Annotated in this window: 12 protein-coding genes; 11 read left to right on the top strand and 1 reads right to left on the bottom strand. The window is 60.9% G+C overall.

What is annotated here, in order from left to right; genetic code table 11:
• Nucleotides 1-24 precede the first annotated feature (24 nt).
• The 10 genes from glmU to GWC77_RS05035 all read left to right on the top strand — a co-directional run bounded on the left by glmU (nt 25) and on the right by GWC77_RS05035 (nt 11,163).
• Entirely contained in the window at nt 25-1,386 is a 1,362-nt protein-coding gene (glmU, locus tag GWC77_RS05075) for a bifunctional UDP-N-acetylglucosamine diphosphorylase/glucosamine-1-phosphate N-acetyltransferase GlmU (protein ID WP_173255784.1), read from the top strand.
• Between the two features lie 80 nt (nt 1,387-1,466).
• Nucleotides 1,467-3,284, top strand: a complete 1,818-nt coding sequence (gene glmS, locus GWC77_RS05070; RefSeq protein ID WP_173255783.1) for a glutamine--fructose-6-phosphate transaminase (isomerizing) — start codon at nt 1,467-1,469, stop codon at nt 3,282-3,284.
• Between the two features lie 179 nt (nt 3,285-3,463).
• Entirely contained in the window at nt 3,464-3,856 is a 393-nt protein-coding gene (locus tag GWC77_RS29500) for a hypothetical protein (RefSeq protein ID WP_254366813.1), read from the top strand.
• An 85-nt stretch (nt 3,857-3,941) separates the two neighbouring features.
• Complete coding sequence (locus GWC77_RS05065; RefSeq protein WP_173255782.1) at nt 3,942-4,241, top strand: hypothetical protein; 300 nt, start codon at nt 3,942-3,944, stop codon at nt 4,239-4,241.
• Nucleotides 4,238-5,728: a TolC family protein gene (locus GWC77_RS05060; RefSeq protein ID WP_173255781.1), complete on the top strand. Its 1,491-nt coding sequence runs from the start codon at nt 4,238-4,240 to the stop codon at nt 5,726-5,728. The genes GWC77_RS05065 and GWC77_RS05060 overlap by 4 nt, the downstream gene beginning before the upstream one ends.
• 1 nt (nt 5,729) lies before the next feature.
• Nucleotides 5,730-7,025 (top strand): multicopper oxidase family protein, encoded by a 1,296-nt coding sequence (locus GWC77_RS05055; RefSeq protein WP_173255780.1) that lies wholly within the window; start codon nt 5,730-5,732, stop codon nt 7,023-7,025.
• A gap of 66 nt (nt 7,026-7,091) precedes the next feature.
• A complete protein-coding gene (locus GWC77_RS05050) occupies nt 7,092-7,439 on the top strand; it encodes a copper-binding protein (protein ID WP_173255779.1) in 348 nt (115 codons plus the stop codon).
• Nucleotides 7,440-7,502: 63 nt separating this feature from the next.
• Nucleotides 7,503-7,877 carry a copper homeostasis periplasmic binding protein CopC gene (copC, locus tag GWC77_RS05045; RefSeq protein WP_173255778.1) on the top strand — a complete coding sequence of 125 codons (375 nt, stop codon included), beginning with the start codon at nt 7,503-7,505 and terminating at the stop codon, nt 7,875-7,877.
• Complete coding sequence (locus GWC77_RS05040) at nt 7,878-8,819, top strand: copper resistance D family protein (RefSeq protein WP_173255777.1); 942 nt, start codon at nt 7,878-7,880, stop codon at nt 8,817-8,819.
• Nucleotides 8,820-8,889: 70 nt separating this feature from the next.
• A complete protein-coding gene (locus tag GWC77_RS05035; RefSeq protein ID WP_302181325.1) occupies nt 8,890-11,163 on the top strand; it encodes a copper-translocating P-type ATPase in 2,274 nt (757 codons plus the stop codon).
• Between the two features lie 180 nt (nt 11,164-11,343).
• Here GWC77_RS05035 and GWC77_RS05030 read toward each other — a convergent pair whose 3' ends face one another.
• Nucleotides 11,344-12,024, bottom strand: coding sequence for a hypothetical protein (locus GWC77_RS05030; protein WP_173255776.1), 681 nt, complete (start codon nt 12,022-12,024; stop codon nt 11,344-11,346).
• Nucleotides 12,025-12,335: 311 nt separating this feature from the next.
• Here GWC77_RS05030 and GWC77_RS05025 point away from each other — a divergent pair, with 311 nt between their 5' ends.
• Nucleotides 12,336-13,643, top strand: a complete 1,308-nt coding sequence (locus GWC77_RS05025; protein ID WP_173255775.1) for a glycerophosphodiester phosphodiesterase family protein — start codon at nt 12,336-12,338, stop codon at nt 13,641-13,643.
• Nucleotides 13,644-13,809 lie beyond the last annotated feature (166 nt).

Genomic DNA, 13,809 nt, shown 5'->3' with positions numbered 1-13,809 from the left:
TACCTCTCTATTCGTGTCGACGCAATGAATATCGTCGTCTTGGCCGCAGGCGCCGGCAAACGGATGCGCTCCGCGTTGCCCAAAGTGCTCCACCCATTGGCCGGCCGGCCATTGCTATCGCATGTCATCGAAACGGCGCGAATGCTGTCGCCGACTCGCATCGTCGTCGTTGTCGGGCACGGCGGCGAGGCCGTCCAGCAGGCCGTGGCCGCCCCGGACATCAAGTTCGCCGTGCAGCATGAGCAGCTTGGCACCGGTCACGCTGTGCAGCAGGCGCTGCCGCTGCTCGATCCGGCTCAACCCACACTCGTGCTGTACGGCGATGTGCCGCTGACGAAGGCGTCGACGCTCAAACGCCTCGTCGACGCAGCCGTGGACGGCCGCTATGGCCTGCTCACGGTTACGCTCGACGATCCTCACGGGTACGGCCGCATCGTGCGCGACCCCGCGGGCTATGTCGTGCGCATCGTCGAGCAGAAGGACGCCACGCTCGAAGAACTGCGCATTGCCGAGATCAATACCGGCATCGTCGTCACGCCCACGGCACAGCTCGCGATGTGGCTCGGCTCGCTGAAGAACGACAACGCCCAGGGTGAGTTCTATTTGACCGATGTCGTCGAGCGCGCCATCGAAGCCGGTTTCGATGTGGTCACGACGCAGCCCGACGAGGAATGGGAAACGCTTGGCGTGAACAGCAAGGCGCAACTGGCCGAGCTCGAGCGGATTCATCAACGCAATGTCGCCGAGGCGTTGCTGCAAGCCGGCGTGACGCTGGCCGATCCCGCGCGGCTCGATGTGCGCGGTGCATTGATCTGTGGGCGCGATGTTTCGATCGACGTCAACTGCGTGTTCGAAGGCGAGGTCACGCTCGGTGACGACGTGAGCGTCGGCGCCCACTGCGTGTTGCGTAACGCGACGATTGGCGCGGGTACGCGCATTGAACCGTTCACGCATGTCGATGGTGCGGCCGTGGGCGAGCGCACCGTACTCGGCCCTTATGCGCGGCTGCGGCCCGGCACGGCGCTCGCGGACGAGGTGCATATCGGCAACTTCGTCGAAGTCAAGAATGCTGCACTCGGGCGGGGCTCCAAGGCGAACCACCTCACTTATATCGGCGATGCCGACGTCGGGGCGCGGGTCAACGTGGGCGCCGGTACGATCACCTGCAACTACGACGGCGCGAACAAGCATCGCACGGTGATCGAGGACGACGTGTTCGTGGGCTCCGATACGCAGCTCGTGGCACCGGTGCGTGTCGGGCGGGGCGTCACGATTGCCGCGGGGACGACCGTCTGGAAGGATGTACCCGAAGATACGCTCGTACTCAATGAGAAGACGCAGCGTACCCGAACGGGCTACGTGCGTCCGGTGAAGAAAAAGCGCTGACGAAGGCGATCAGAACGAACCGGCGCGCGCGTGGCGTGCGCTGCAAATGGCGGAAGTTTCATCGAGGAAGGGATAGAACCATGTGTGGCATTGTCGGCGCGGTTGCGCAGCGAAATATCGTTTCCGTTCTTATCGAAGGGCTTCGCCGCCTCGAATATCGCGGCTACGATTCTTGCGGTGTGGCCGTGCTGGCCGGCGACGCGCCGCGCCGTGCGCGCAGCGTGTCGCGCGTGGCGGACCTCGATGCGCAAGTTCACGAAGGGCACCTCGAAGGCGTGACCGGCATCGCGCATACGCGCTGGGCCACGCACGGCGCACCGGTGACCGACAACGCTCACCCGATTTTCTCGCGCGATACCGTCGCGCTCGTTCACAACGGCATCATCGAAAACTACGAGTCGCTGCGCGAGATGCTGCGCGGCAAGGGCTACGAGTTCGTTTCGCAGACCGATACGGAGGTGATTGCCCATCTCGTGCACAGCCTTTATCGCGGCAGTCTCTATGCGGCCGTTTGCGAGGCTACGCGGCAACTGCATGGCGCGTATGCGATTGCCGTCGTTCACAAGGACGAGCCGCATACGGTGGTGGGCGCGCGGCAAGGTTCGCCGCTCGTCGTGGGGTTGGGTGAGGGCGAGAACTTTCTGGCATCCGATGCGCTGGCGCTTGCCGGCAGCACGGACCGGTTCATGTTCCTCGAAGAGGGCGATGTTTGCGAGCTGACGCTCGATGGCGTGCGCATTTGCGATCGTGCCGGGCAGGACGCCCAGCGCGAAGTTCGCACGGTTCAGGCGTATGGGGGTGCCGTGGAACTCGGGCCGTATCGGCACTTCATGCAAAAGGAGATCTTCGAGCAGCCGCGCGCGATCTCCGATACGTTGCCGCAGGGCGATACACTTGCCCCCGCGCTGTTTGGCGAGGGTGCCGAAGCGGCGTTTCGCGAGATCGACAGCTTGCTGATTCTGGCTTGCGGCACGAGCTACTACTCGGGGCTGACCGCGAAGTATTGGCTCGAATCGATCGCGAAAATTCCGACGCAGGTCGAGATTGCCAGCGAGTATCGCTACCGCGAGTCGGTGCCGAATCCGAAGGCGCTCGTGGTGGTGATTTCGCAATCGGGCGAGACGGCCGATACGCTTGCGGCGCTCAAACATGCGCAGGAGTTGGGGCATAAGCATACGCTCGCGATTTGCAATGTTTCGACGAGCGCGATGGTGCGTTTGACGGAACTGGCGTTTTTGACGCGCGCGGGGCGCGAGATCGGTGTGGCTTCGACGAAGGCCTTTACCACGCAGCTCGTCGGGCTTTTTGTGCTGGCGGTGACGCTGGGTAAGCTGCGCGGGCATGTGGATGGTGAGCTGGAAGCGCAGTATGTGAAGAGCTTGCGGCATTTGCCTGCGGCATTGAACAGCGTGCTGGCGCTGGAGCCGCAAATCATCGCCTGGTCGGAAGAGTTCTCGCGCAAGGAAAATGCGCTGTTCCTCGGGCGTGGCATGCACTTTCCGATCGCGCTGGAAGGTGCGCTGAAGCTCAAGGAGATTTCGTATATTCATGCGGAAGCTTATCCGGCCGGGGAGCTCAAGCATGGGCCCCTCGCGCTCGTGACGGAGGCGATGCCGGTGGTGACGGTGGCGCCGAACGATGCGCTGCTCGAAAAGCTGAAATCGAATATTCAGGAAGTGCGCGCGCGCGGCGGGCAGCTGTATGTGTTTGCCGATGCGGATACGCGGATCGGAAATGGAGAAGGCATTCACGTGATTCGGATGCCCGAGCATTATGGAATGCTCTCGCCGATTCTTCATGTGGTGCCGCTGCAGTTGTTGGCGTATCACACGGCTTGTGCGCGGGGCACCGATGTCGATAAGCCGCGGAATTTGGCGAAGTCGGTTACGGTGGAGTGAGGGGGGATGACCATCACCGCCTCAGAAGCGAGACTGACCTAGCCCTGTGCCACTGGACCCCCATCTGTCGCCAAAAACCAGTTGTTGACGACAGATGGACGGCTCGTGTGAAAATTTCGTCATCTCGTAGACACGTTCTCGACCTTAATCTTTGATTGTCGCGTGCTAGACTCCGCTCTATGTCGTACTGGCGCAAACTCTTCATCGTTATATTGCTGACACTGAGCCTTCCGCTTCAGTCGTTTGCGGCCGTCTCGATGAAATGCGTCACTGCGCAAGCCGAAGCGGCGTCCAAACACGTCGAAGAGGCGACGTCAGCGTACCAGCCTGGCGCGCACGACATGACGGTTGCCGGTGACGACCATCGCCATCAGCACCGCGACAACGCCCATCACGCGCATTCGTGTTCGGCTTGCGCATCTTGCTGCTTCGGTACCGGAATACCTGCCGTTCCTGTCGTTTCCGTTTCCCTGAACGCTACACGTATAGCGGCGCCCTTCCCGCAGTCCGTCGGTGTCGTGTCGTTTCTGACCGACGGTATCGAACGGCCTCCTCGCTTCCCTCTCGTCTAGTTCCTGCTAGCGGTCGATGACCGCGACCCACGCCGTACTGGCGGTCACACACGGACCGCCGGATGACTCATGACGAGAAAAATCTATGCGACTGATTTCTGCGGCGCTACTCGGCGCGGCGGCGACATTGCCGGCGCTCGTGTACGCGACGACAACAATTCCTGACCCGACGGATGCAGCGGTTCCGGTGCCGGCCGTCACGGTACCGTCCGCATTCGACGGTTACCGCGCCTACCGGGAAGGCGATGGCCCCGCGTGGCAGCAGCTCAATCGTGACGTTCTGGATAAGTCGACCATGACTGGCATGAAGCATGGCGCGATGCCGGGCAAGCCGGTCGACAACGCCAATGCGCACCGCCCGACGCACGGGGGGCCCGCCAAATGACGCAACGACTTGTTTCCACGCGAATTGGCGCGGCGCTCGCCGTAATGGTCTTCCTCGCCGGCTGTACGACGTTTTCGAAGGACGGTGGATTCAATGCCATCTCGTCCACGGCTTCGGAGCGGCTCGGCAAGGACGCCGTTATCGTCAAGACCGACACGGACCGCGAATCGGTCGCGAAGCGAACGCAAGACCTGCTGGCGAAACCGCTGAGCATGGACGACGCAGTACAGGTTGCGCTGCTGAACAACCAGGGTCTGCAGGCTTCCTACGCCGAGTTGGGATTGTCCGAAGCGGACCTGGTACAGGCCGGTCGGCTACCGAACCCAGGGTTCACGTTCAGCCGGACCCGCGCGGGGAACGGCGACCTGAGCATCGGCCGCACGTTTTCGGCCAACGTTCTCAGCATCCTGACCTTGCCGTTCGCCACACGTATCGAGGGCCGACGCTTCGAGCAGACCAAGCTCGAAACCGCCGATGCGATGCTCAAGGTGGCCGCCGACGCGCAACGCGCGTACATCGACGCGGTTGCCGCCGAGCTGTCCGCGAAGTATGCGGAGCAGGTGAAAGATTCGGCCGATGCCGGCGCAGAGTTGGCGCTGCGCATGCGCCAGGCGGGTAACTTCAGCAAGCTCGATTACGCGCGCGAACAGGCGTTCTATGCGGACTCGGTTGCACGGTTCGCCAAGACCCGGCAACTGGCCGTCGCCGCCCGCGAAAAACTCACACGGTCGATGGGCCTGTGGGGCACTGATACCCGATATCAGCTTCCGGACCGCCTGCCTGACCTGCCGAAGGAGCGTCCTGACCTGAAGGACCTGGAGCGCTATGCGATGCACAACCGCCTGGATATTCAGGCAGCAAAACTGCGGACCCAGGGCGTTGCTTCATCGTTGGGGCTGAGCAAAGCCACGCGTTTCATCAACGCGCTCGATGTCGGCTATCTGAACAACTACGAAACCGACAAGGGGCATGAGCACGGCTATGAAATCAGCGTGGAAATTCCCATTTTCGACTTTGGCAGCGCCAAGGTCGCACGTGCGGAGGCCACCTATATGCGCTCGGCTAACCAGCTTGCTCAGACGGCCATCGACGCCCGCTCCGAGGTACGCGAATCGTACTCGGCTTACATAACAAGCTACGACGTTGCGAAGCATTACCGAGACGAGGTCGTGCCGCTTCGCAAGACCATCTCCGACGAGCTCCTGCTTCGTTACAACGGCATGTTGGCCAGCGTGTTCGAGTTGCTCGCGGATTCGCGCGAGCAAGTCAACGCGGTCAATAGCTACATCGATGCGTTAAAGGACTACTGGCTGGCCGAGACCGATCTCCGACAAGCAGTCGGCGGCCGTCTGCCGCCCGCGGCCGACGCGCCAAGCGTAAGCGCAAACGCAGCTGGCGCACCTGCAGCCGATGCACAACCTGCAACGAAATCCACTTCAGCTCATGGGGCGCAACCGTCGCCAGCAACACATTCGGAAGGTAAATGACATGGTGTCACGGCGAAAATTCCTCAGTGGGTCGGGGGCCGCGCTCTTGGGTGCTGCCATGGTAAGCAAGGCGGGCGCTGCGTCACTGCCCGAAGCGCCGACGATGGCAAACGCCACGTCGCAACCGCCGCTCGTGCCACCCAACGGCCGCCCGTACACGCCAGTCTCGACGCTCAACGGCTGGACGCTGCCCTGGCGGATGAAAAACGGGTGGAAGGAGTTCCATCTGACGGCGGAGCCTGTCGTGCGCGAAATGGCCCCCGGCATGAAGGCGAATCTATGGGGCTACAACGGGCAATCGCCCGGTCCGACCATCGAAGCGGTGGAAGGTGACAAGGTCCGCATCTTCGTAACGAACAAGCTGCCCGAGCATACGACGGTTCACTGGCACGGCATGTTGCTGCCGTGCGGCATGGATGGCGTCGGCGGCCTCACGCAACCGCAGATCCCGCCTGGCAAGACGTTCGTCTACGAGTTTCAGCTCGAAAAGCATGGCACGTTCATGTATCACCCACACGCCGACGAGATGACACAGATGGCGATGGGGATGATGGGAATGTTCATCGTTCATCCGAAAGACCGCACTGTGATGCCGGTCGATCGCGACTTCGTATTCTTGCTGGCCGCCTACGACATCGACCCCGGCAGCTATACGCCGCGCGTCAATGAAATGACGGACTTCAACATGTGGACGTTCAATTCACGCGTATTTCCCGGCATCGATCCATTGCCCGTTCGGGCGGGCGACCGCGTACGCATCCGGTTCGGCAATCTGACGATGACGAATCATCCCATCCATCTGCATGGCTACAGCTTCGAGGTAGCCGGCACGGATGGCGGGTGGATTCCGCCCGGTGCCCGCTGGCCGGAAGTGACGGTCGACGTGGCAGTGGGCCAGATGCGCGCCATCGAGTTTGCGGCGAACCGTGCTGGCGATTGGGCATTCCATTGCCACAAGTCGCACCACACGATGAACGCAATGGGTCATCAGGTTCCCAATCTGATTGGAGTGCCTCAGAAGGACCTGGCGAAGCGCATCAACAAGCTGGTGCCGGACTACATGGCGATGGGCAGCACGGGTGGTGCAATGGGCGGAATGGAGATGCCGTTGCCTGACAACACGCTACCGATGATGACCGGTACCGGCCCGTTCGGTCCGCTGGAAATGGGCGGCATGTTCACGGTCGTCAAGGTTCGCGAGGGACTCGGGCGAAACGATTATCGCGACCCAGGCTGGTTCAAGCACCCCAAGGGAACCGTGGCCTACGAATATACAGGCGAGCTGTCGGACAGCTGAATAACGCAACGAGGCCGAGCCCGACCCGGCCGTCGATTTCATCACTTCAACTCTGGAGAAAACGGGATGAACAAAGCACTTTTTTCGATTGCAATGAGCCTTACCCTGGCGTTTTCCGCTGCGTCGTACGCGGCTGGCGATACGGGCAACATGGACATGAGCGGCGGAGCAAAGCAAAGCGCCGACGCGAAGAACAGCATGTCGCACGGCGAAATCAAGAAGGTCGACACAGCCAACGGCAAGCTGACCATCAAGCACGGTCCGCTGGAGAACCTCGGAATGGAAGCCATGACGATGACCTTCAAGGTCAAGGATCCGGCCATGATGTCGCAGGTCAAGGTCGGCGACAAGATCGATTTCGTGGCAGAGGAAATCAATGGCGCGCTCACCGTGGTGAAGCTGGAGAAGCAGTAACGACTTCTGGTGGGGCGCGCTGCCCACGCGTGCCCGCCGTGACCATTCGAGACGAGCAATAACATGAAGACACATACTCTCAAGCGTCTGGCCTGCATGGTGGCGGCTAGCATAGTCGCGCTCCTTCCCGTTGCAGCGTTGGCGCACGGAAAGCTGGAAAGCGCGGCTCCTGCGTTGGGCAGCACCGTAGACGTAGCGCCGGATACATTGCGCCTTACCTTCAACGAAGACCTCGAGCCGGCCTTCAGCTCGGTGAAAGTATCCGACGCCAACGGGACGGCCGTCACGAACGACAAGGCCAAGATCGATGCATCGAATCCACGCGCCATGACTGTCGCGGTACCGAAGCTGGCCTCGGGTACCTACACGGTCCAGTGGGCAGTGATGACCGCCGATGCGCACAAAACCAAGGGCACGTTTACCTTCAAGGTGAAGTGAATGAACGACGGGTTCCTCGGCCTCTTGCGGCTGGTTGCTGTCGCTATCCAGAACGTTGGCTTCGCCGTTGTCGTCGGCGCATTGCTCAGCAACCAGTGGCTTGCACGCGGTGCGTCGACTTGGCAAGACGATGTCGGACGAAGGCTGCTCGTAACACTGCGCGTTGCGTCGATAGTCTCGCTGCTCGCAACCGCACTGTCATTCTGGGCGCATTGTGCGCTGATGGGCGATACAACATTGCTCGATGCCGGGCCGGCCGTATGGTCGATGCTCGTAGGAACCGGTTTTGGACACGCGTGGCTGGTTGGCGCCGCTTTCACGCTATGCATCGTTGTCCTGTCGTTCTTGCGTCCCGGGAGCGAGACTCGCTTCCCGATTGCGATCTGGGTCGCCTTGGCCGGTACCGCGCTTGCACGCAGCAACGGCGGACATCCGGTTGATGCGGGTCTCTTCAGCCTACCGGTATGGATCGACTGGCTGCATCTGCTGGCCATCAGCGCGTGGGTTGGACTCGTGCTCGTCACGACTTACGTCGTCATGCCGCGCCTGCTCGATGCACCGGGAAGCGAACGCCAGACCAGTGCATCGTTCGTGCAGTCTCTCTCCGACGCCGCGACGTACGCATTGATTGTCTTGTTCAGCACGGGCGCGTACAACGGGTGGAGGGGTGTCAATACACCGAACAATCTGCTTGAATCGACGTATGGGCAGGTGCTGCTTCTCAAGCTGGTCCTCGTACTGATGGCTGCGGTGCTTGGCGGACACAATCGTTTCTTCGAAATGCCAAAGCTCATGACAGCACTCGAGAGCCCATCCGCAGCCCAGCCCATAGGCCTGCTTCGTCGTTTCGGTCTCGTACTTCACATCGAGTCCATCGTGCTCGCCGGCGTCTTGATGGTGGCCGCGGTACTCGTCTCGAGTCCGCTGCCCGGCACGATGTAACCGGCTCCGTTCGAGCGAGAACGCGCGGTGTCCGGATGGTGCTGGCGGTGAATGCAAAAGGAGCGTCAAGATGAGCGATCAACATGGAAAAGACGAGCTTTATCGTCAACCGAGTTCCGGGCACGCGTCATCGGGCGGGCATGATGCACCTGAGGCGGACAAGCACGACCATTGCCGAATGCACGGACACGACGCGCATGCTCATCGCCATCAGGGCCATCAGCCGCCACACGAAGTGCGTGAGGGCACCGTCTATACGTGCCCGATGCACCCGGAAATTCGCCAGGACCATCCCGGGCAATGTCCGAAGTGCGGCATGGCGCTGGAACCGATTCTGCCCAGCGTCGACGAAGGCGAGAATCCGGAACTGGTCGATTTCCGACGCCGATTCTGGTGGACGTTGCCACTGACCGTCGTAGTTTTCGTGCTGGCAATGTTTGGCCATCGCCTCGGACTGATGAACGCCGGCACCGAAAACTGGGTCGAGTTCATCGTCTCTACGCCAGTCGTCCTGTGGGCAGGCTTGCCGTTTTTCGAACGGTGCATGCGCTCATTCATTAACCGCAGCCCCAACATGTGGACGCTCATCGGGCTAGGGACAGGCGCGGCTTATATCTACAGCGTCATCGCCACCCTCTTGCCCAACGTGTTTCCTGAAACGTACAGCGCGCACGGCCGAGTCAGCGTGTATTTTGAAGCGGCCGCGGTCATCATTTCGCTGACGCTTGTCGGGCAATTGCTCGAACTGAAGGCCCGCTCGCAAACATCCGCAGCCATCAAGGCGCTACTCGGGCTCGCACCCAAGACTGCTCGGCGAATCAACCCCGACGGCTCCGAGGAAGACATTCCGTTGTCCCATGTGCATGTGGGAGATATCCTTCGCGTGCGGCCGGGCGAAAAAGTCCCCGTGGACGGGGTGGTGACCGATGGCTCGAGTTCGCTTGATGAGTCCATGATTACTGGCGAGCCCATTCCCGTCACGAAGCGCGTTGGCGACCCTGTTATTGGCGCGACGATGAACGCGACGGGCGGTCTCGTCATCCGCTCCGAAAAGGTTGGCTCCGAGACCGTGCTGTCGCAAATCGTCCAGATGGTCGCGCAGGCGCAACGGTCTCGGGCGCCCATGCAACGTATGGCCGACAAGGTAGCGGGCGTGTTCGTCGTCGGGGTCGTCAGCGTCGCGCTTCTCACTTTCTTTGTTTGGGGCATCTTTGGACCCCAGCCTAGCTGGGTGTTCGGTCTAATCAATGCGGTGGCGGTGCTCATCATCGCGTGTCCGTGTGCGCTGGGCCTTGCGACGCCGATGTCCATCATGGTCGCAAGCGGCAAAGGCGCCACAACCGGGATTCTCTTTCGAGATGCAGCCGCGATCGAGAATCTGCGCAAGGTCGATATGCTCATTGTCGACAAGACGGGAACGCTGACTGAGGGTCGTCCAGCCTTCGAGCGGGCTGTCGGAACCCATGGATACACGGCCGATGAAGTGCTTCGGCTGGCGGCCAGCCTCGACCAAGGTAGCGAGCATCCGCTTGCCGCTGCCATCGTCGCCGCTGCACGCGGCAAGAACCTGGTTCTGGACCGCGCCGAGGACTTCGAATCCGCGACCGGTATCGGCGTGAGAGGATGGGTCGCCGGCAGGAAGCTGGCGCTCGGCAACACTGCGCTGATGCAGACAGACGCCGTATCCGTCGAATCGCTGGCCAAGGAGGCAGACGGCATGCGCGCACAAGGCGCGAGTGTCATGTATTTGGCGGTCGACGGCAGCTTGGCTGGACTGCTGGCCGTCGCCGACCCAATAAAAGCGACGACACCGGAAGCGCTTTCGACGTTGAGGGCGAAGGGTATTCGAGTCGTGATGGCGACCGGAGATGGCGTGGTGACGGCCAAGGCCGTGGCGGAGAAGCTCGGCATCGACGAATTCCATGGAGAGGTGAAGCCTGCCGACAAGCTCGACTTGGTGACGCGGCTTCAGCAAGCCCGGCATGTCGTAGCGATGGCTGGCGATGGCATCAACGACGCCCCCGCGCTTGCCAAAGCGGATGTCGGCGTGGCCATGGGGACCGGCACCGATGTGGCAATGAGCAGCGCTCAGGTGACGCTCGTCAAAGGCGACCTGCGCGGTATTGCGCGTGCGCGAGAGCTGTCCGAGGCAACGGTCGCCAACATGAAGCAAAACCTTGGCTTCGCGTTCGTGTACAACGCACTCGGCGTTCCGCTGGCGGCCGGCGTGCTTTACCCGTTCACCGGATTGCTGCTCTCGCCGATGATTGCAGCGCTTGCGATGAGCCTGAGTTCAGCGTCTGTCATTTCGAATGCGCTGCGACTGCGCAATGCGAAGATTTAGCTTGTCGTGCGGCATGAAGCGATTGCATGGACGGCAAAGCAGTAAGCCGCGCACCACGCAGAACGCCAAGAACGTCGCCGAAATCGGTCACGTCGGGCGCAATCGCGAAAGTGCGAAGGCGCCCGCTGATGCAGCCGTGCGAGCTTGGCGCCGACGGCCTCTCCCGCATCCAGCCCCCAATCAAAACTCGAGCTGAAACAACACCGGCCGGTGATCGGGACCATCCATCGTCTGGAAGTCCTTATGGAACTCTGTGTAACCGTTCGCTGCCGCGAGTTTGACGCCCTTGCCTGCAAGGCACCAATCCAAGATGCCGCCGCTGGCCTGCGTCATATCGGGCCAGCAGCTCGCGCAGTGGGACCCGGCCGGCAGCTTGAGCTTGTTGAAGTTGGCCATATCCCAGTTCATATCGCCGGCGATGGCCCATGTGTCGCCGAGCATACCGTTCACAAATTCGGCGGCATTCTCGATTTGATTTTTTGTCAGGCCCGTCTGACCGGATTTGAAATGAGCAAATCCGACGCCGAGCTTGTTCTCGATCGTACACAACAAGAAGTTGCGATTCAGGTGGTTCAACTGGTCGTAGGATAGGCTGAAGCCGACGGACTTCTTGTGCATGACGACATAGGCATTGCTATGTCCACCGTCGAGCGATTCGCAATGGTAGTGCTCGGAATACACACTCTTCAGAAAGGCGACGTAGTCTTGGATCCGCGCCGAGTGCACCTCACAGAGAAAGATCAAATCCGTTCCTCGCTTACAGCAATAGTCGACGAACTCGGAAACCTTTTGCTGCTTGAAGGGATCCGACGACTGCCCGTTTTTCTCGATGTTGAACGCTGCGATGGTGATGTAAGTCATGTTCGTTGCTCCTCTCAAAGCAATGTGGGGACTTGCGAGTGATGTATGTGATGCGTTTAGGCTGCGCGGCCGGTGTATCAGCGTGATGCGTTCCGGCAAGGGGAAGCTGCCACGACCGGGCGGCCGCCTCAGGAATGAATGAACGTCACTGCAACTCTGGAATGAACTCGGATCGACGGGGCTGATCTGAGACGCGTTTCGCGTATTTGGAAAGGTACGGGAACAGCAGGTCCGCGATAAATACGTCAAATGCGGTATCACTGGGCGAAATGCAATGAAAGGCATCGTGCGATGCGTCGACGACGCCATGCATGGCGGCCACGCTGGGCTGCGTTCGACCAACCACGCTCATCGCGACAAAAACGTCGTTTGGCCATCGCGTGCGTCGCGAAAGCCGTCGGCTTTCAGCGATCAGCGCTCTTAGAATTGAGCGTGCACTATGTTTTCCTGACTACCTAATGCTGCAACGAGCCGTGCGCTCGAGCTATTTGAAGGGCTACTGCATCATGGAAAGAACGTCTGGCAGTTCGCGGGCGCCGCGCGATATTGATATTCCGCAAGCATCGGCCGTGAATGACGCTTCCCCAACCGCCGTGCCAGCAGCCGGCGGTGTGCCGCCGGGGAACTCTCCGCGACTCGATGGACTGCCGAAGCGAGCACGGACTGGACCCATTGGCGGAGCCCCCGCTAAGCCGGATGATGCCGAAACCGGCGGTGCGGGCCGTCCTCTAACCTTGCTGGGGCGACATCAAGCGGCCTTGCGTCATGCCAACGAGAATGGGGGGATCGAATATGTCACAGGCGTTGCCGTAGCCCTTCAAACGCTCGAGACATCTCGATCAGAGGCCGTCCCACCACTGATGCTGTCATTCTCGGAACCCGCTCTGAGAGGCGCGCGTGAAGCGGCCCCGGAGTTGCAGCGCGTGCTGAACGTCGAAACCGGGAGATTGCCTCGCAACTGGATCGATCGTTTGCACAGCCTTGAGTGCGTCGCGATAGATCTGGACCACACCGATATTTCGCCTGAGATCATCAAGACGGCGCATGAAGGTGGATTCCGTATCATGTGCTACACGGTGAATGACTTGGACAGAATGAGGCAGTTGTTTTCCTGGGGGATCGACAGCGTCGTTACCGACATGATTCATGAGATAGCTCCTGACGCCTGCCTACGTTGGGACAAAAAAGCAGGAACAGGCTCCGACGGCAGAGCCCAAGACGCTTACGACTTGCCCCCATGGCACTGCCCAGAACTGGTTGCACATCGGTTCAGCGGGAAAACCGACCCGCGAGAGTTCAGGATCGCGCCAGAAAACACACTGGCGGGGGCCCGCGAGACGGTTCGGTATGGCTATCGTGCGGCCGAGTACGACGTCAACATCACGACCGATCCGGTTCCAGTGCCATTTGCGATGCATGACGAAACACTTCAGCGCACCACCGACGGATCGGGGCCTTCCGCGCGTCCTTGGTCAGAACTGGCGTCGCTCCATGCGGGTATCAGGCATTCACAGAAATATGCGGACGAACCCATTCCCACCGATCTCGAACTCGCCGCGTATCTCGCTCAGCACCGCATCCAGCGGCTGGTCGAAATCAAGCCCATGCCGGACTTATGACCGAACTCGCGGGCCGAGACCGAGCCGCAGACCGCATGTGGGCTGAATCCGCGACTTGACGAAAGGCGGCAGAGGGTCGCGGCCTGTTTCTTCGCGACACGAGGGACTTTGTCGCGCGCGGAACCGAAGCCGTTATCATCGGTGACGGCCGGCCACGCACGAAGCG

It is taken from the genome of Paraburkholderia sp. NMBU_R16, from assembly GCF_013282575.1.
Classification (GTDB): Bacteria; Pseudomonadota; Gammaproteobacteria; order Burkholderiales; family Burkholderiaceae; genus Trinickia.
Note: the sequence above shows the minus strand (reverse complement) of the source record. Positions and strands in the feature narration are given on the sequence as shown.